The sequence below is a fragment of the Kribbella sp. NPDC050241 genome, from assembly GCF_044459685.1.
Classification (GTDB): domain Bacteria; phylum Actinomycetota; class Actinomycetes; order Propionibacteriales; family Kribbellaceae; genus Kribbella.
This window is the reverse complement of sequence record NZ_JBITJE010000005.1, coordinates 43,347-59,335: the sequence shown is the minus strand read 5'-3', so window position 1 is coordinate 59,335 and position 15,989 is coordinate 43,347. Positions and strand designations below refer to the sequence as shown.

Below are 15,989 nucleotides of genomic sequence, written 5' to 3'. Positions count from 1 at the left end.
CCAGTGACACCTCCATCGCAGCGGCCCGCACGGGCCCGCGACGACGCGCCGGCCGAGCGACCCACCGGGCCCCCTCTGTCGGAGTCCGCCGTCTCCGAGGTCGTCTCCGGCATCGGCCCGAGGCTGCGCGCTCTGCGCGCCCGGCTCGGACTGTCACTCCAGCAGCTGGCCGAGCGCTCCGACGTGTCGCCGGCCGCGATTCACAAGGTGGAGCAGGGCACGATGGTCCCGACCATCACCACGCTGCTCAAGCTGGCGGCGGCCTTCCAGGTGCCGGTCGCGCACTTCATCGACGAGACCGACGCTCCGGCCACGCCAGTGGCCTTCACCCCCAAGGACCAGCGGCGGATCCACACGTCACACGATGGAGATGTGGTGCTCGGATCGATCTCCGCGGACTCAGGGCCCTTCGACCTGACGGCGAGTGTCAACGAGATCGCAGCGGGCGCACAGTCGGCCGATGACGAACGGCGCTCGGCGGGCGAGACCTTGGTGCATGTCCAGTCAGGATCGCTGGAGCTGACGGTGGGCGCTCAGACCTACCGCCTCACCGCGGGCGATTCGCTGCACTTCCGCTCCGAGGAGAGCCACTCCTGGCGCAACCCGTCCGGCCGCGCCACCAAGGCGGTCTGGGTGTCGCTCCCCGAACGCCGGAACTGATCAGCGCACCAGAGCGGAGTGGGGTGTGCCCAGGTCGGTCACGGGGCGCCTGACGTTGGTGCGCAGCGTCACCATCTCGACCAGGTCGAGCAACCGGTTGGCGTAGCCCCACTCGTTGTCGTACCAGCCGAACACGCGGACGGCGTCGCCGTGCGACTCGATGTCCTGCAGGGACACGACGCAGGACCGCGGGTCGCCGATCACGTCGCTGGAGACCATCGGCATGTCACTCACGCCCACAATGCCGGACCATCGCTCGGACAGCGCGGCCTGGATGAACGCGTCGCGCACCTGCTCTGTGCCGGCCCGGCCGCGGAGCATGCCCACGACATTGCTGAGCGAGCCGTCGGGCACCGGGACGCGCACCGCGACGCTGTGCACGCGGTCCTTCAGGTGCGGCAGTACACGCGCGAGCGCGGTGTCCGCACCTGTTCCGGTCGGGATGATGTTCTGGCCCGCGGCACGGGATCGGCGCAGGTCGTGGTGCGGCAGGTCGAGCAGTTGCTGGTCGTTCGTGTACGCGTGCACGGTGTCGACCCAGCCACCCTCGACTCCGAAGGCCTCGTCGAGGATCGCGAGGATCGGCGCGACACAGTTCGTCGTACAGGATGCGTTCGAGATGATCCGGTCCGAGTCCGGGTCGAGACTCGCCTCGTTGACGCCGAGGCAGATCGTCGCCTCCGCCGAGTCGGTCGGGGTGGAGATCACCACTCGCTTCGCGCCGGCCCGCAGATGCCCTCCGGCCCGGTCCCTGCTGGTGAAGTGCCCGCTGCACTCCGCGACCACGTCGACCCCGAGCGACGACCACGGCAGGTTCCCCGGGTGGTTCGCCCGCAGTACCCGGATCCGCCGGTCGCCGACCATCAGCTCGTCGTCGGTCGCCACCACCGGTACGCCGAGCCGGCCGTGCACCGTGTCGTGCTGGAGCAGGTAGGCCAGCGTCGAGGCGGGGGTCAGGTCATGGACGGCGACGACGTCGACGAACGAGTCACGGGCGATGATGGAGCGCAGCAGCGCGCGGCCGATCCGGCCGAGGCCGTTGATCGCGATCCGGGGTGCATCGGTCATCGGGATTCCTCTCGGGGTCTCACACCGAAACCAGCACGGGCACGGCTCTGGCGCCGGCCGTGGAGCGCGCTGGTGGCACCAGGGAGGCAAGTGCCACCAGCGCGTCGAACACGCGGTCACCGTCGGTCCACGCGTGCGCTTCGGCGAAGTCGATCCATTCGCTCGGGGGGATCACCGGCTCGAACTCGCCGTACTCGATCTCACCCCAGGTGGCGGCCATCTCGATGAGCTCCACCAAGGAGGTCATCGGCTGCGCCTCCAGGGACATCAGGCGCCGATGGTGCGCCGGTGCACTCTGCTCGAATCGGCATCCGCAGCAGTCAGGTCCAGCGATGTACGTGTCCATGAACGGATGCTGCCCCCTGCTGTTGCACAGGTGTTGCACGGCGTTGCAACGGGCCCGGACACGACCTAGTCGTTCCGTCCGGCGGCCACCTGTTCCGCCTCGGCGAGCAGCCGGGCCTCCGCGGCGGCGTACTTCTCGAGCGCGTGATTCGCCCGGTAGCCGAGGTCCACGGCCTTGGCCAGGTACTCCTCGGTCATCGACTGGACGGCCTCCGGCGCGGCGCCGCCGAGGGCGCTGCGGGTCGCGACGATCGCCCGCGGATCGAGGACCGTCCTGATCTCCTCGGCATCGAGATCCAGGGTTCGCCCCACGACCGACGTCGCCGCGCGATCGAGGTCCTCGGAACTGATGTCGACACCCCGGACCCCGCGCCGGCTGGCCTCGCGCACCACCTCGCCCACCACCAGGTACGCCGCCCGGTAGTCCAGGCCGCACCGAAGCATGACGAACTCGGCCAGATCCGTGGCCTGCGTGTACCCCTCCTCCAGCCGCTGCCACATCCGGTCCTCGTTGACGCTGAGCGTGTCCACCACGCCTTCCATCAGCGCGGTGATCCGGGTTGCGAACTCGACCGCCTTGGGGATCTCGCCGTACGCGAAGATCAGGTTGTCGCTGCGGGCCGACGGGCTCTTCACGACCGCCAGGAATCCGGTCAGCCGCCCGATCAGTACGCCGCCACCGCCGCGAACGATCGACAACGCGTACGGGTTGCGCTTCTGTGGCATCAGCACCGAGGCACGGGTGTACGGGCCGGCCAGGTCGACGTAGTCGAACTCCTGACTGGACCAGATCTCGAGGTCCTCGGCGAGCTTGGACTGGTTGGACAGCAAGCTGACGCTGGTGCTCAGCACATCGACGAAGGTGTCGGTCTGCCACATCGCGTCGCGGGTGTGCGTGATCACGTCGTCGAACCCGAGCAGGTCCGCGATCACCCGCCGGTCGTCCAGCAACCGGCTGCCGTTGACACACCCCGCGCCGCCGGGACTCGTGTTGACCTGGGCCAGGGCGTCCATCAACCGATCGCAGTCCCGGATCGCCGGCGGCACGAACCCGAGCAGGTAGTGGCCGAACGTCGAGGGCTGCGCCTGCTGGAGGTACGTCTGGTCCGGCATGTACACCTCGCGATAGCGAGCCGCCGTACGGCACGAGGTGGCGGCGAACTCGGAGGCGGCGACCGCGAGCCGGGCGGTCAGTCCGCGCAGGAGGATCCGCAGTGCGACCCGGGCCGCCTCGCGCCGGGGCCGGCCGGCGTGCAACCAGCCGGCGTCGTCGCCGATCGTGGCGACGAAGTGGCGCTCGCGCGAGTTGTACGGTTCGCCGTATGCCGCGTCGTACGGGAAGTCCTCGGGCTTGGTGCGATGCGTGTCCAGCAATACGCCGAGCAGCGCCGCGGCCGCCCGTTCCGGGATGATGTGCCGGTGGCGGAGGTCGAGTACGTGGGCGATGTCGGCCATGTTCAGACCGTGGTGCAGCAGCGGCGCGTCCGCGATCTCCCAAGCGAACCCCGCGTCGATGAGTTGCTGCGCGGGGCGGTCCTTGGAAGGCCCTTCGACCCGTCGGCCCGAGTTCACCGCAGTCATGACGTTGCCTCCTCGCCGACGGCCGTGGGGGTGGCTGCCGGGGTGGTGAGTTCGTCGGCGGCGGCGAGTGCCCCACCGGTGCTCCAGTACAGGACGGGTTCTGACAGTTCGCTGCGATGACTGCTCAGCCACAACAGCGCCTTCGCGTTGTAGACCGGGTCGGCGACGAAACCGCTGTGCTGCAACAAGGCGCCCGCCAATTCGTCAGCCTCCGGCCATCCGCCGCCGTACCCAGGGCCGCGTCCGTCGACCACCCGCCAGCGCGGCAGCGGGCCGGTGGCGCCGATCAGTCGGGCGCACTCCTCCGCGCGAGTCGAAACCTGCGCCTCGATCTCCGCGACGGGCCGGGAGACCGAGACACCTACGATCTCGATCCCAGTGGTCGACGCGAGGCCGGCGAGCAGTCCGGCGATGCTGCCTCCGGAGCCGACCGGGATCACGACGCTCGCGGCGCCGATCCGTCGTTCGGCCAACTGCGAGACCAACTCCGCGGCGGCGACGGCGAACCCGCATGCGCCTACCGGTGTCGCTCCCCCGCGAGGTACGACGTACGGCCGCCGACCCTCTGCCCGTAGCCGTCCGGCCAGCGCGCCCGCGTACTCGTCCATGCTGCTGCGATCGGCGGAGCCGGTGAACTCCACGGCCGCGCCTGCTCTTCTCGACAAGGCCAGCGCGGCTGCACCATCGCGCGGGTTGCCGTAGCAGACCTGCACGACCGCGATGCCTTGCCCGGCGGCAGCAACGGCCAGGAGAGCGGCGAAGTTCGAAGGGGGACCGCCCGCGACCACGATGGTGTCGGCGTGCAGCGACACCGCGTCCCCGAGGACGTACTCGAGGGTGCGCACCTTGTTGCCACCCCAGGCGAACCCGGTCAGATCGTCCCGCTTGACGAGTACGTCGCGCAGTCCCGGCGTACCCGCGAGATCCGCGACGTACTGCAGCGGAGTGGGGAAGGTCCCGAGCGGCACGCGGGGAAGGTCGGTCAGCGCCACGACGCACTCTCCCCGGCCCGGCGTCGGGTGGCGCGTGCCACCACCTCGTCGGCCATGGCAGCAGCGGCGCCGGTGTCGAACCGGTCGAGTTCGGCCAGCTCGGCGGGCTCGATCTGCCCGTCGAGCACTGCCGTGAGAGAACGGCCGGAGCCGATCGCGGCGCGGTAGGCGTCCTGCAGCGTGGCCTGCGCTCGGTGCTTACCCAGCCGCGCCGACATCACGCTCAGCAGCCGCTCCGAGGACGCCGTCCCGGTCGCCGCCAGGTTCGCAAGCATCCGTGCCGGGTCGATCTCGAGCCCGCCTACCAGCGACCGCGTCATACCGGACGCGGCGAGAACGTAATGGCTGAGCTCCGGCAGCACGACCCACTCGGTCTTCCACGAGCGGCCGTCCCGCTCGTGCTCGCCGATCAACGTCTCGGCGAGCACACCCGCCGAGGATCGAACCAGCCGGGCGAGGGTGACGATCTGCTCGGACACCTCGGGATTGCGCTTGTGTGGCATGGAAATACTGCCCACCGTGGTCGACGGTGTCGGCTCGCGCACCTCGCCCAGCTCGGCGCGGGCGAGCATGTAGACCTCGTTGGCGATCCGGGCCATCGCACCGACCGCGACGGCCATCACCTGAGCGAACTCCGCGAGCCGATCGCGAGTGGTCAACCAGGAGATGGCCGGCTCGGCCAGCCCGAGTCGATCGCAGTACGCCGCCCGCAGCGGCAACGCCTGTGCACCAAAGAACCCGAGCACGCCGACCGCTCCACCAAGCTCGGCCACCAGCCAGCGGTCACGACCCTGGCGAAGACGTTCCAGACTGCGCCCGATCTCGTCGGCCCACGTCGCAGCCTTGAACCCGAACGTGATCGGAGCCCCCGGCTGACCGTGGGTGCGGCCAAGCATCGGCGTCTCGCGGTACCGCGCGGCAAGAGCCAGGAGCTCTGCCTCGATCGCCCAGAGGTCCCGCCAGACCAGCTCGCCGACCTCCGCGATCTCCAGCACCTGTGCGGTGTCCGAGATGTCCTGGACGGTGGTGCCGTAGTACACGTGCTCGGCCGCGTCCGCGGGCAGCATCCGCTGCAGCACCTGGATCAGGCCGAGCGTCGAGTGCGAAGTCGTCCGGGTGCCTTCCGCAACGGCTTCCAGATCCAGCTCGTCGCCGCGAAGCCCAGCGATGGCAGCCGCCGACGAGGCCGGGATGATGCCGACGTCCGCCTGGGCCTCGGCCAGCGCGATGATCACGTCGAGCCACCGAGCAACCCGGGTGGATTCGGCGAAGATCCCGCGGCTCTCCGCCGTACTCCACTGGTGCCCGAAGACCGCGGAATCGATCAGATGTGCGTCCATGCGACCCCCGACCGATCGACGATCGTCTCGAGCGCCGCGCGAACCTCGGCCAGCGAGGCACCCCAGGGCACGACCGTTCCGGTCGGCTCGCTCTCGATGCCCTCCTGGAGCAGGCAGCAGCGGGTGAGCGTACGCCGGCCGTCCGCCGTCAGCCACTGGCGCGGACAAATGTCGACGCGTTCAGGCGTGCTGCCGTAGAACCACTGGTGGATCTGATTGGACCGTTCACACCCGAGCAGCGTCCAGCCGCGCTCCGGCGGTCGCTCGTCCAGGAACGACACCGTGCTGCCCGGGAAGTCCATCCCCGACCCACGGCACGGGATCAGCACATCGCGCGGAGGTACGTCGTACGCCTCGGCGAGAAGACGTCGACTGTCGACCAGATCCGGTACGACGACGATCGGCGGGAGATCCTCCGCCGTCGCGAGCACCCGGCGTACCTGGTCGAGCAACTTGGCCGGGCCGGGCGGAACGACGTCGACCAGCCTGATCCGGATCGGTGCCGGGTTCAGGATGAAGCTCACGTGGGAGTAGGACCCCTCGACCACGACGCACCGGACGCCGGGAAGGGCCTCCGCGGCGGCAGCCAGCTGTGACGGAACGGCGGTGTCGACGGTCTCGTCGACGACCACGGCGCAGTCGTCGGGGCCGGCCAGTACCCGGGCCGCGACGGTCAGCGTGAACAGGTCCGCGGACGGCTTGCGGTCCACCTCGACGAGCGCGACGCGACCTTCGTGCCGGGCCACGATGAACCGGGTCCGGAAGTACACCTCGCGATCGGTGAAGTGATCGGTCAGCCAGACGGGGTCGAGGGTCGGGACGGCCGCGACGGCGACCTGGCGGTAGCGCGACGGGATGACATTCGGTGCGCCCGGATCCGTCGGCTCGATCAGGTCCGGCTCCTCAGTGCGCACGAGCCGAGCTCTCCAGCGTCGCGCCGAGCCCGATCGTGTCGGAGCGGAGTCCGCGGCGCAACGTCTCCAGGCCCATCACGTCGTCCACCGCGATGTTGCCGAGGTTCACCTCAGGGCCGAGCCGCCGGATCAGGTCCGCCTGCTGCGCTCGCTGCGGCGCTTCGTAGATGATCAGCTCGGCAGCGGCGGACGAGGCGAGCGCGTCGAGCAGGTCCTCGCGGAGGTAGCCGCCCGCGTCGTACAGACCCACGGTGCCGCTCTCGCGACCCTCGGCCACCAGCCAGCCGGCGCCGGCCTCCAGATCCGTCTCGAGCTCGGTGGTCCATTCGGCCGCGGACACAGCGTCACCGGGGTTCTTGCTGCCGACCTCGGCGAAGACCTCGAACCCGAGCGACCGGGCCTGCCGGATGATCCGGTGCTTCTCGGCCAGCAGCATGTCCGTGCTCCCCCGGGACACCTCGACGCACTCGAAACCCGCCCAGGTCGCGAACTCGAAGAACTCGTCCACCCGGCCCTGCAGCCAGGCGATCTCGAGCAGCGTGCCGCCGGTGCACGGCTTGACCTGGTGGTCGCGCAGCGCCCGGACCTTCTCGGCCAGCGCGGGCTCGATGTACGCCGTACCCCAGCCGAGCTTCCAGACGTCGATCCAGCCGGAGTACGCCTTGAGTACGGACTCCACCCGGTCCAGGGAATACCCTTTGTCCAAGACATGGGTCAGCCCGGCCGACCGTGGCTTGGCGGGTCGCTCCGGCAGCGTCAGGAAGCTCGGACCAGCTCCAGCCATTGCGCCTGCCTCTCCAGCCGACTCGCCCGGGAGGACCACCCGCCCTCCACTATCAGTGATGTATTTATACCATAGGAGATGGTCGGAGAAACTGGGGAGAGAGGAGCGTCATCCTGATGCCGAGCCATGCGGCGCCCTCGACCGTCTACGTGCTCGGGGCCCTGACGGTCACCGACGCGGACGGTCGTCAGCTCGGCCCGATCCCGGCCGGCCGGGCCGGGATCCTGCTGCGCCGGCTGGTCGCCGCCAGTGGCGCGCTCGTGGACATCGACGCTCTGGTGGACGCCCTCTGGGACGAGGACGCTCCGCACAGTGCCGACCGCGTGATCGCCTCGCTGGTGAGCAGGGTGCGCCGGGCGGCCGGATCCGACGTCATCACCGGCTCCTCGTCGACCGGTTACCGCTTCAACTGCGGACGGGCGTGGACCAGTGACCTCGCGCTCCTGGAGGAGCTGACCAAATCGGCCCAGGCCCGCGCTGCCCTGAGCCCGGCCGTGACGGTCACCGCGGCGCGCCGTGCCTTCGGCCTGCTCACTCGTGGCCATCCCGAGCTGCCTCCCGCCGTCGCCCAACGGACCTGGGCCGAGGACCAGCAGCGCCACGTGGACGCGCTCGCCCGCCGCCTGAACCGGGCCAGCTGGGATGCCCAGGCCCGGCTCGGGATGTGGAGCGAGATCGCGAACCAGGCCGAGTCGGTCCTGTCCCGCTTCCGCCACGACGAGCAGGCCGGCCGCGCGCTGATGAACGCGCAGTGGCACCTCGGCGACCGCGCCTCGGCGTTGCAGACGTACGACGAGCTCCGGCTCGAGCTGCGCCGCGAGCTCGAGGTGGAGCCGAGCCCGGAGACCGACGCGTTGTTCAGTGCCATCGTCAGCGGCGCCGACCCCGGACCGATCCTGACGCCTCGCCCAGCGTCCGTCGCGGGCAGCTCCACCCTGATCGGCAGACAGGACGAGTACGCCGCCATGGTCGACCGGTGGCTTGTCGTGGCCGCCGGACAGGCCGGATCGATCGTCGTCACCGGAAGTCCCGGCTCGGGATGCTCCTCGCTCGCGCAGGAGCTGGCCGACTACGCCGAGCGCGGCGGCGCGCGGGCGATCAGAGTCGACTGTTTCGAGGGCGAGCGATCCTCACCGCTCCAGCCGCTCCTCACCGTGCTCAGCCGGATTCTTCTCTCCACCGCTCCCGATGCCCTGCCGGCCATGCTCGGTTCCTGGACGGACACCGCGGTGGAGCTGGTGCCGGATCTGCGTGACGTCGTGGGCGTCACGGAGTACCGGCGTGCGAGTCCGGAGATCGAGCATCGACGGATCCTCAACACGCTGCGCCATGTGCTTGCGACCGCCGCGGAGGACCGGCCGCTACTGCTGTACTTCGACGACCTGCACCTCGCCGGCACAGCCACGGTGGAGGCACTTCAGTGGCTTCTGCACACGATCGACGACGTACCACTCCTCGTGGTGGCGACCGTTCCGTCCGACCGCCTCGACCCGGAGCTGCGCGCACTGGCGGGCAACGGCGTACTGGTCGAGCTCGGTCCGCTTGACGAGTCGGACGTGGCGCTGCTGGCACAGCAGGCTGGAAGTGCCACCGAGGCAGCCTTCGTCTGGGAGCTGACGCAGGGCCACCCGATGTTCGTGGTCGAGGTCCTCGCCGCTCTCACCCGCGGCGAGAACAAGGCGGAGATCCCTGGCACGCTGCGCTCGATGGTCCTGGACCGGGTACGGCGCAGTGGCAGCGACGTCGAGGAACTACTCCAGTCCGCATCGGTGATCGGGACCGCGTTCGACGTCGACACCCTCGAGCAGCTCGTCGGCCGCCCGGCGGTCAACCTGATGCCCACCTTGCAGAAGGCGATGGCGGCCGGACTGCTTGCCTCTCGCAACGAGTTGTTCGTCTCGTCGCCGCCGATCCTGGGCCAGGCGCTGTACGACAACCTCCCGGGACCGGTCCGGGTCCTGCGGCACCGTCAGCTGGCGGAGATCTTCTCGGCGCGACCGGAGCTGCGCGCACATCACCAGCAACGAGCCGGACTGACCGAGGCCGCGGCGAGGTCGTGGTACGAAGCGGCCACCCTGGCCCGCCGTTCGTTTGCGAACGCCGATGCCGTGCGCCTGTTCACGAACGCCCTCGACACCGCCCGCCAGGCAGACGACCAAGAGCTCGAAGGGCTCGCGCTGATCGGACGCGGCGCGGCCGAGGAAGAGCTCGGAGCCTTCGACGCGGCGACGGACGATCACCAGGAGGCCGAGGCGCTCGCGGTCGCCCGAGGTGACCGCTCGCTCAGGGCCACCGCGGTCGAGCGGCTCGGCTGGACGGCGTACTACCGACGCGACGTCGAGGAGGCGGTGGCGCGCGCGGACGAAGCGTCCCGGATGCCCGGCGCCCGACCGAGCGCATGGAATCTGCTCGGGCGGACCAAGCACTGGGCCGGCGACTTCGACGCCGCCCATCGCGCTTACGAGCGGGCCCTGAACGAGAACGGCGACGAGGACGGAGCGGTGAAGGCCTCGGTGTCGAGCTGTCTCGGCGCCCTGCTCGCCCATGCCGACCGGTACGGCGAGGCCATCGAGGTGCTCGACGACGCGGTCGCGGTCTCGAACAGCATCGGCGCGTTCCATCCACTGCTGCGGGCACTGTTCTTCGCCGGCCTGGCCAGGGGCAACGTCGGCGACCTGTCCGGCGCCCTGACCGTCCTGCAGACGAAGGCGCAGATCCTGGAGCGGTACGACGTTTCGTTCTACCGAGCGCGGACGAACACGACCTTGGCCTGGGTGTGGCGCGAACTGGGCGAGCCGCTCCGGGCGCACGAGTTGTCGGAGCTGGCCTTGAGTCAGTCCCGTGAGGTGGAGGCGGGCAGCCTCCAGATCGAGCAGGAACTGCATGCCCTCTGCTCGCTGGCGGACAGCGAGCGTCTGGACGGCCAGGCCGACCGCGCGGCCGAACGCCTGGAGATGGCCGGGCGCCTGATCGAGCACTGGCTGCCGTTCCGGTGGCGAGCGGACCTGCGGGTCCGCGAGGTGGCCTGCCGGATGGGGCTCCAGGACCCTGAAGCGCTGCTCGTGGCCGCGCGTGCGGCGAGTTCACTCAAGTACCAGGCCCTGGCGTTCCATCTGCTCGGACGCGGCGAGGAGGCAGCCACTGTCGCCCGGCAGACCGGTTCACTCCTGCTCCTCGGTGAGGTCGGAGCTCCCGACGAGGCACGTACGGCGCTGCGTCGCCTGGAGGCAACGCTCCCCCGCCAGCTCAGGTCGTGCTTTGCGCAGGCGGGGCGGCTGCCGCGGGCCAACTCCTGAGGGTGCCGGCCGCGCCGGCGGCCAGTCCGATGCCCCAGAGCAGCGCGACTCCTGACGATCCGCCGATCGCCGACACCGTCGCGACCGCATGGACGAACGCCGGTTGATCGTGCGCTGCCGCGTGCGCCATCAGGTCGTGCACGGGCGACAGGCTCTGCCCCTGTGCCGCCCAAGTGAGGAACGACCGGCTGAGGTTCGTGGTGGCCGCGGCCCGCGCAACCTCCGACAGCCCCTGTGGATCGTCGCCTCGCCAGGCGTGCACCAGCAGGATGCCCGCGAGGACGTCGTCGCCGGTCGGTGTCAGGCCGCCGCCACGACCTTCGAGCAGTTCCCTGGCCGCGGTCAGATCGTCGGTGGCCACGGCACGGCGTACGGAGTCCCAGCAAGAGTGGAGATCGTCGGGCACAGCGAGCCGGCCGCGCATCGCATTGAGCGCGGACGCCGCCAGCTGGAGGTCCCGCGGGCCGGGCATCCGTGGCCTGAAGAGAGCAGCCCCGGCCAGGTCGATCTGCCACTCGGTCGAGCGCAACCGACCGCCGTCGCGCCAGACCGCGAGTCCTTCCGGTACCCGAGCGGGAGCCTGCTCGACGATCAGGTGGATCGGCCCGGGTGCGACGGCAGGTCCGGCCACGGCGTACATGCCACCGTGGACCTGCACGTAGCAACCGTGCCGGAAGGTGCCGACAACGGTCCCGTACGCGCCGTCGGGATGGGCGGCAGCGACGCCCGCCCCGGCGACGATCGGCGCTAGGTGGCTTGTCACGCGTCAGGCGCGAGACGTCGGTCGAGATCGAGCAAGGCGTCGGTGAAGCACTCGATCGGAGCCCAGGCCACGCCCGCACCGACCTGTCCGGTCCCGGCGGTCGCGTGGATGATCCCGGTGTTCACGGCCGGGGTGATGCCCAGCTCGACCACCTTGCGCACGTCCACACCGACCGGCGTACCGACGTTGTCGAGGATCGGCAGCCTGAACCGCGGGCTCTCCCCCGCGCAGATGCGCTGCATGCTCCGGGTGGCCGCGATCGCGTGGGACATCCTGCCACCGAGGAAGCCTGCCACGGCAGGCGAGTTCGCCGCCGCCGGTCCGCCCAGTCCGACCAGCTCCAGTACCGCGCTGTCACCGATGTCCGGCGCGCTCGTCTCTGGGCCGAAACCCGGATAGTACAAGGCATCCTGGATCGGCGGAGAGGGCGCGAGGAACCAGTCGTCGCCACCGCCGGCAAGGCGTACGCCGTACGTCGTCCCGTTGCGGGCCATCGTGGTCACGATGCTCGACTCGCGCACCTCGCCGGCCCATTCCACCAGCGACTTCGCCGCGGCCATGGCCACGTTGAGGAACATCAGGTGGTTGCCACTCAGGAAGGTCGCCACCTCAGCCGTCGCCGGGTGCGTACCCCGAACCAGGTAAGGCAGCAGGTCGCGCAGGAACAGGTTGGTCGTCGCCTGCACTCGCATGTGTACGTCGTCGCCCATCGGAACGCCTTGTGCGGCGAGCGCGAACGCATCCACAGGCCCGTGGTTCGACAGCGCTTCCGCCAGCACCGGCCCCACCTTGTCGCGGACGAAGCGGATCCGCTCGATGGCAGCGTCGCTGTCGACCCCGAACCACTGCACTGCCCCCGATCCCTGGTTGATGCTCGAGTACGCCGTCACACCGCCGAGCTCGTTCTGTACGACGTACACCGGCGCGGACGGACCGATCGATGTCGCCATCGGTACGACGGTCCGATGCTCGTTGGCCGGCGCCAGGCGGACCTCGCCCGACTCGACCAGCTGTCCTGCGGCCGCCACATCAGGAGCCCAGCCCTCCGCCACCACGGCAGCCCGCACCGAGCGCTGGAGTGGATCCGGCATGTCCTGCCACGCGATGGACGGGCCGCAGTGCAGGATGTCGCGCTCGCCCATGCCCTCGATGACGGCACCAGCGCGGTCGATGCCGACCAGCAGTGGGACGCCCTCGTTGAGGCGCCGGAGCACCTCCGCGTTGGCCTGGTCGATCCGGGCCGCCTGCGGGCCGAGCAGCCGGGACAGGGCCGCCACGGTCCGCGCCTCGCCGCCGCCCGGGATCCGCCAGTCCACGCCGATGACCGGCAGCCCCTGATCGCGCAGCGCGCTCTCGAACAGGGGGAGCCCGATGTTGATCACATCAACGGCGGCCGGCAGCTCGACGACGGGAGTCTGACTCATCACGTGGCCTTTCCAGGGATGACAGCCGGAGCGGATATCTCTCGACCGATATGGACGTTTATTATAGGATACGAACCATGACCGAGCCAACCCTCACCAGCATCCAGCCGGCGCCAGCAGTGGACGAGGTGGTGGCGGTCGTCCGTCAGCACGCGGGGGTATCCGGGAAGGGCGCGATCGCCCAGGTGTCCGGCTTCGTCGACACCGGCGATCCCCTCCACGGCCCGGGTGACGACGGTGCCGTGGTGAAGCTCGACGGAGCACGTGCCGTCGTCTGCGGCGAGGCGATCTCGCCACCCTTCGTACGGTCCGACCCGTACGGCGCGGGCGTCGCCAGTGTGCTTGCCAACGTCAACGATGTCGCCGCGATGGGCGGCGTTCCGAAGGCGATCGTGAACACGGTGATCGGCCGCGACGCCGAGGTCTCCGAGGTGTTCCGCGGCATGTCCGACGCCGCGAGGATGTACGACGTACCGATCGTCGGAGGCCACCTGACCCGGGCCGAGACCGACACCTCACTGTCGGCGTTCGCCCTCGGACAGGTGCGGTCACCGCTCTCGATGGCCCATGTACGACCGGGTCAGGCAGTCATGTTCGCGGCGTGCCTGAACGGCACGATGCGGCCGGACTTCCCGTTCTTCACCTCGATCGAGGAGCAGGCCGAGACCCTGGCCCGCGATGTCCGGCTGCTCGCCCAGGTGGCCGACGACGGCCTGGCCGTGGCGGCCAAGGACGTATCGATGGCCGGCGCGCTCGGTTCGCTGGCCATGCTCCTGGAGTTCACCCGCCACGGCGCCCACATCGACCTGGACCGGATGCCCGTCCCGGCCGACACCGACCCGTTGCGCTGGCTGATCGCCTTCCCGACGTACGCGTTCTGGCTGACCACTCCGGCCGAGCGCGCAGCGGATTGTGCGGCGGTGTTCGAGGCCCACGACCTGGTCTGCGCGCAGGTGGGTGAGGTGACCGAGACGAGTCTGCTGACGATCGGATCCGGCGGCCGCAAGGCGACCCTGATGGACCTGGCCACCGAGACGATCACCGGCCTGTGGGCCTAGCCGGCGCGCAGGTCCTGTACTTCGGCGAGCGGCTCGAGGACGAGCTCGTCCGGTCGGCCTGGCCAGGTGGTGACCGGCGCCTGCGTCAGGTCGTAGACCATCGGCTGATGAGGTAGCCCGCAGTACGGCGCTGCCGCGCCCGCACGCGTCCAGCCGAGACGTTCGAAGAAGCGCACGTTGGGCAATTGAATCTGCGCGAGCATCTGCGCACCGCCCAGCCCGCCGGCCGTCGCGACCGCGAAGCGAACGAGCTCGGCCCCGACCATCGACGACCGGTGCGAGGCAAGGACGGCCAGCCGGTCGCCCTGCCACAGCTCGCCGTCCAGCGGATACAGCCGCACAGTGCCTGCCGCACAGGACCCCTGGGCGGCGAGCACATGGATGGTGCCGGTGTCCCGGTCGTGCGGATCGAGGTCTGTGAACTCCATGATCCGCTGTTCGAGCACGAAGACCCGCTGCCGGATCGCATAGTGCTTGGCCAGATCACGGTCGAGAGCCCGCCAGACGCCGATCTCGGCCGACCGCGTGGTCATGATGCGCTTCGCACCGGCAGGCCGGGCATACCCAGCTGGATGGTTCGCTCGAGGGATCCCAGCGCCGAACACGCCTGACACCGCGCGCAACCGGCCGAGACCTTGTCCGCGGTCAGTCCTCGCTTGACCAGTTCGGGCGCCACCACCCGGGCGATGCTCTCGGTGTAGGCGCGGCTCGGCGGGACGGAGTCGGCCATCAGGCTCCCCGGCACCGGGCGCAGCGGCACGATGAACGGGTAGACCCCGATGTCGATCGCCCGCTTGCAGCCGGCCAGGGTGACCTCGGGATCCTCGCCCATGCCGAGGATGACGTACGTCGACACCTGGCCTTCGCCGAACCGCTCGACGGCGTACTCCCAGGTCTCGAAGTAGCGCTCGATACCGGTACGGGCCTTCGGCGGAGCGACCCTGGCCAGCACCTGCGGATCGAACGACTCGACATGGATGCCGAGCGAGTCGATGCCCAGACTGTGCACCTTGTCGATGACGGCCAGATCGGTCGGCGGCTCGAACTGCACCTCCACCGGCAACCCGGAGGCCTCCTTCATCGCGTGGCCACACTTGCTGACGTAGTACGCGCCGCGGTCCTTGCCCCAGGTCGATCCGGTGGTGAGCGTGATGTCCACGGCACCGTCGAGGTCGCGGGCGGCGACCGCGACCTCGGCGAGCTGCTCGGGCCGCTTCACCTTGACCGTGTTACCCGATGCGAGCGAGACGCCGATGCCACAGAACTTGCACTGGTCGTCGTTGCCCCAGTACGCACAGGTCTGCAGAACGGTGCTCGCCAGCGAGTCCAGATGCATCAGCGCGAGCTTCCAGTACGGCGTACCGTCCGCGGTCTCCAGGTCGTAGAAGCGCGGCCGCCCAGCCGGTGTCGCGGAAGCCAGCCGCACCCCGTCGCGGTAGATCCCGTGCCCGGAGTCCTCCGCCTCGAGCGAGTACGGCGTGTTGGCGACGTACGCGGCGTCGACCGGAACCGTGACAGGCGTGCCCTCGACCCAGATCATGCCCGCGTCCGAGGGCCCGGCACCGCCCGGCCTGCGCTCCAGCGGGCCGCTGACCGTGAGCCCCTTCTCCTGGAGCTCGAGAATCAGGTCACTCAGCCGACTGCCGTCGTCGACGGTGGCGATGGGGGTGCGGGTCTGTGCCGTCTGGGTCACGGGAGGTCCTTCCGAGCGTGTCGACGTGGCCGAGGGTTCGCGGAGCGCAATTGACCTACCGTATCTCCTGA

At 69.9% G+C, this 15,989-nt stretch carries 14 protein-coding genes; 3 read left to right on the top strand and 11 right to left on the bottom strand.

What is annotated here, in order from left to right; translation table 11 throughout:
- Nucleotides 1–3 precede the first annotated feature (3 nt).
- On the top strand, nucleotides 4–660 hold the full coding sequence (locus ACIBG5_RS23870) for a helix-turn-helix domain-containing protein (protein WP_396393690.1): 657 nt from the start codon (nucleotides 4–6) through the stop codon (nucleotides 658–660).
- On the opposite strand, the gene ACIBG5_RS23865 is transcribed toward ACIBG5_RS23870, so the two are convergent.
- From ACIBG5_RS23865 to ACIBG5_RS23835, 7 genes are all read right to left on the bottom strand, one after another.
- The gene (locus ACIBG5_RS23865; protein ID WP_396393689.1) at nucleotides 661–1,728 is read right to left on the bottom strand and encodes a type I glyceraldehyde-3-phosphate dehydrogenase; all 1,068 of its coding nucleotides are present in this window, start codon (nucleotides 1,726–1,728) and stop codon (nucleotides 661–663) included.
- Nucleotides 1,729–1,747: 19 nt separating this feature from the next.
- Nucleotides 1,748–1,975, bottom strand: coding sequence for a hypothetical protein (locus ACIBG5_RS23860; protein WP_396393688.1), 228 nt, complete (start codon nucleotides 1,973–1,975; stop codon nucleotides 1,748–1,750).
- 164 nt (nucleotides 1,976–2,139) lie between these two features.
- Nucleotides 2,140–3,654, bottom strand: coding sequence for an argininosuccinate lyase (locus ACIBG5_RS23855; protein WP_396393687.1), 1,515 nt, complete (start codon nucleotides 3,652–3,654; stop codon nucleotides 2,140–2,142).
- On the bottom strand, nucleotides 3,651–4,646 hold the full coding sequence (locus ACIBG5_RS23850) for a pyridoxal-phosphate dependent enzyme (protein WP_396393686.1): 996 nt from the start codon (nucleotides 4,644–4,646) through the stop codon (nucleotides 3,651–3,653). Before ACIBG5_RS23850 ends, ACIBG5_RS23855 begins: the two co-directional genes overlap by 4 nt.
- Nucleotides 4,637–5,986: an adenylosuccinate lyase family protein gene (locus ACIBG5_RS23845; protein WP_396393685.1), complete on the bottom strand. Its 1,350-nt coding sequence runs from the start codon at nucleotides 5,984–5,986 to the stop codon at nucleotides 4,637–4,639. Before ACIBG5_RS23845 ends, ACIBG5_RS23850 begins: the two co-directional genes overlap by 10 nt.
- Complete coding sequence (locus ACIBG5_RS23840; protein ID WP_396393684.1) at nucleotides 5,971–6,900, bottom strand: hypothetical protein; 930 nt, start codon at nucleotides 6,898–6,900, stop codon at nucleotides 5,971–5,973. The genes ACIBG5_RS23845 and ACIBG5_RS23840 overlap by 16 nt, the downstream gene beginning before the upstream one ends.
- Entirely contained in the window at nucleotides 6,890–7,684 is a 795-nt protein-coding gene (locus tag ACIBG5_RS23835; RefSeq protein ID WP_396393683.1) for a phosphosulfolactate synthase, read from the bottom strand. The genes ACIBG5_RS23840 and ACIBG5_RS23835 overlap by 11 nt, the downstream gene beginning before the upstream one ends.
- 116 nt (nucleotides 7,685–7,800) lie before the next feature.
- Between ACIBG5_RS23835 and ACIBG5_RS23830 the strand changes: the two genes are divergently transcribed.
- A complete protein-coding gene (locus ACIBG5_RS23830) occupies nucleotides 7,801–10,980 on the top strand; it encodes an ATP-binding protein (RefSeq protein WP_396393682.1) in 3,180 nt (1,059 codons plus the stop codon).
- Here the strand turns inward: ACIBG5_RS23830 and ACIBG5_RS23825 are convergent.
- Together ACIBG5_RS23825 and ACIBG5_RS23820 are read right to left on the bottom strand one after the other, a co-directional pair.
- Nucleotides 10,931–11,743 carry a DUF2877 domain-containing protein gene (locus tag ACIBG5_RS23825; RefSeq protein WP_396393681.1) on the bottom strand — a complete coding sequence of 271 codons (813 nt, stop codon included), beginning with the start codon at nucleotides 11,741–11,743 and terminating at the stop codon, nucleotides 10,931–10,933. The genes ACIBG5_RS23830 and ACIBG5_RS23825 overlap by 50 nt on opposite strands.
- Nucleotides 11,740–13,167, bottom strand: coding sequence for a DUF1116 domain-containing protein (locus ACIBG5_RS23820; protein ID WP_396393680.1), 1,428 nt, complete (start codon nucleotides 13,165–13,167; stop codon nucleotides 11,740–11,742). The genes ACIBG5_RS23825 and ACIBG5_RS23820 overlap by 4 nt, the downstream gene beginning before the upstream one ends.
- A gap of 77 nt (nucleotides 13,168–13,244) precedes the next feature.
- Between ACIBG5_RS23820 and ACIBG5_RS23815 the strand changes: the two genes are divergently transcribed.
- Complete coding sequence (locus ACIBG5_RS23815; RefSeq protein ID WP_396393679.1) at nucleotides 13,245–14,225, top strand: AIR synthase related protein; 981 nt, start codon at nucleotides 13,245–13,247, stop codon at nucleotides 14,223–14,225.
- Here ACIBG5_RS23815 and ACIBG5_RS23810 read toward each other — a convergent pair.
- The gene (locus ACIBG5_RS23810) at nucleotides 14,222–14,758 is read right to left on the bottom strand and encodes an MSMEG_0567/Sll0786 family nitrogen starvation N-acetyltransferase (RefSeq protein WP_396393678.1); all 537 of its coding nucleotides are present in this window, start codon (nucleotides 14,756–14,758) and stop codon (nucleotides 14,222–14,224) included. The two genes, ACIBG5_RS23815 and ACIBG5_RS23810, sit on opposite strands and share 4 nt — an antisense overlap.
- Nucleotides 14,755–15,918, bottom strand: a complete 1,164-nt coding sequence (locus ACIBG5_RS23805) for an MSMEG_0568 family radical SAM protein (RefSeq protein WP_396393677.1) — start codon at nucleotides 15,916–15,918, stop codon at nucleotides 14,755–14,757. Before ACIBG5_RS23805 ends, ACIBG5_RS23810 begins: the two co-directional genes overlap by 4 nt.
- Nucleotides 15,919–15,989 lie beyond the last annotated feature (71 nt).

Bases quoted from the DNA above. Each gene is read 5' to 3' on its own strand.
- ACIBG5_RS23815 (WP_396393679.1), top strand. From the start codon at position 13,245: ATGACCGAGCCAACCCTCACCAGCATCCAGCCGGCGCCAGCAGTGGAC.
- ACIBG5_RS23855 (WP_396393687.1), bottom strand. From the start codon at position 3,654: ATGACTGCGGTGAACTCGGGCCGACGGGTCGAAGGGCCTTCCAAGGAC.
- ACIBG5_RS23835 (WP_396393683.1), bottom strand. From the start codon at position 7,684: ATGGCTGGAGCTGGTCCGAGCTTCCTGACGCTGCCGGAGCGACCCGCC.
- ACIBG5_RS23810 (WP_396393678.1), bottom strand. From the start codon at position 14,758: ATGACCACGCGGTCGGCCGAGATCGGCGTCTGGCGGGCTCTCGACCGT.
- ACIBG5_RS23830 (WP_396393682.1), top strand. From the start codon at position 7,801: ATGCCGAGCCATGCGGCGCCCTCGACCGTCTACGTGCTCGGGGCCCTG.
- ACIBG5_RS23845 (WP_396393685.1), bottom strand. From the start codon at position 5,986: ATGGACGCACATCTGATCGATTCCGCGGTCTTCGGGCACCAGTGGAGT.
- ACIBG5_RS23820 (WP_396393680.1), bottom strand. From the start codon at position 13,167: ATGAGTCAGACTCCCGTCGTCGAGCTGCCGGCCGCCGTTGATGTGATC.
- ACIBG5_RS23865 (WP_396393689.1), bottom strand. From the start codon at position 1,728: ATGACCGATGCACCCCGGATCGCGATCAACGGCCTCGGCCGGATCGGC.
- ACIBG5_RS23860 (WP_396393688.1), bottom strand. From the start codon at position 1,975: ATGACCTCCTTGGTGGAGCTCATCGAGATGGCCGCCACCTGGGGTGAG.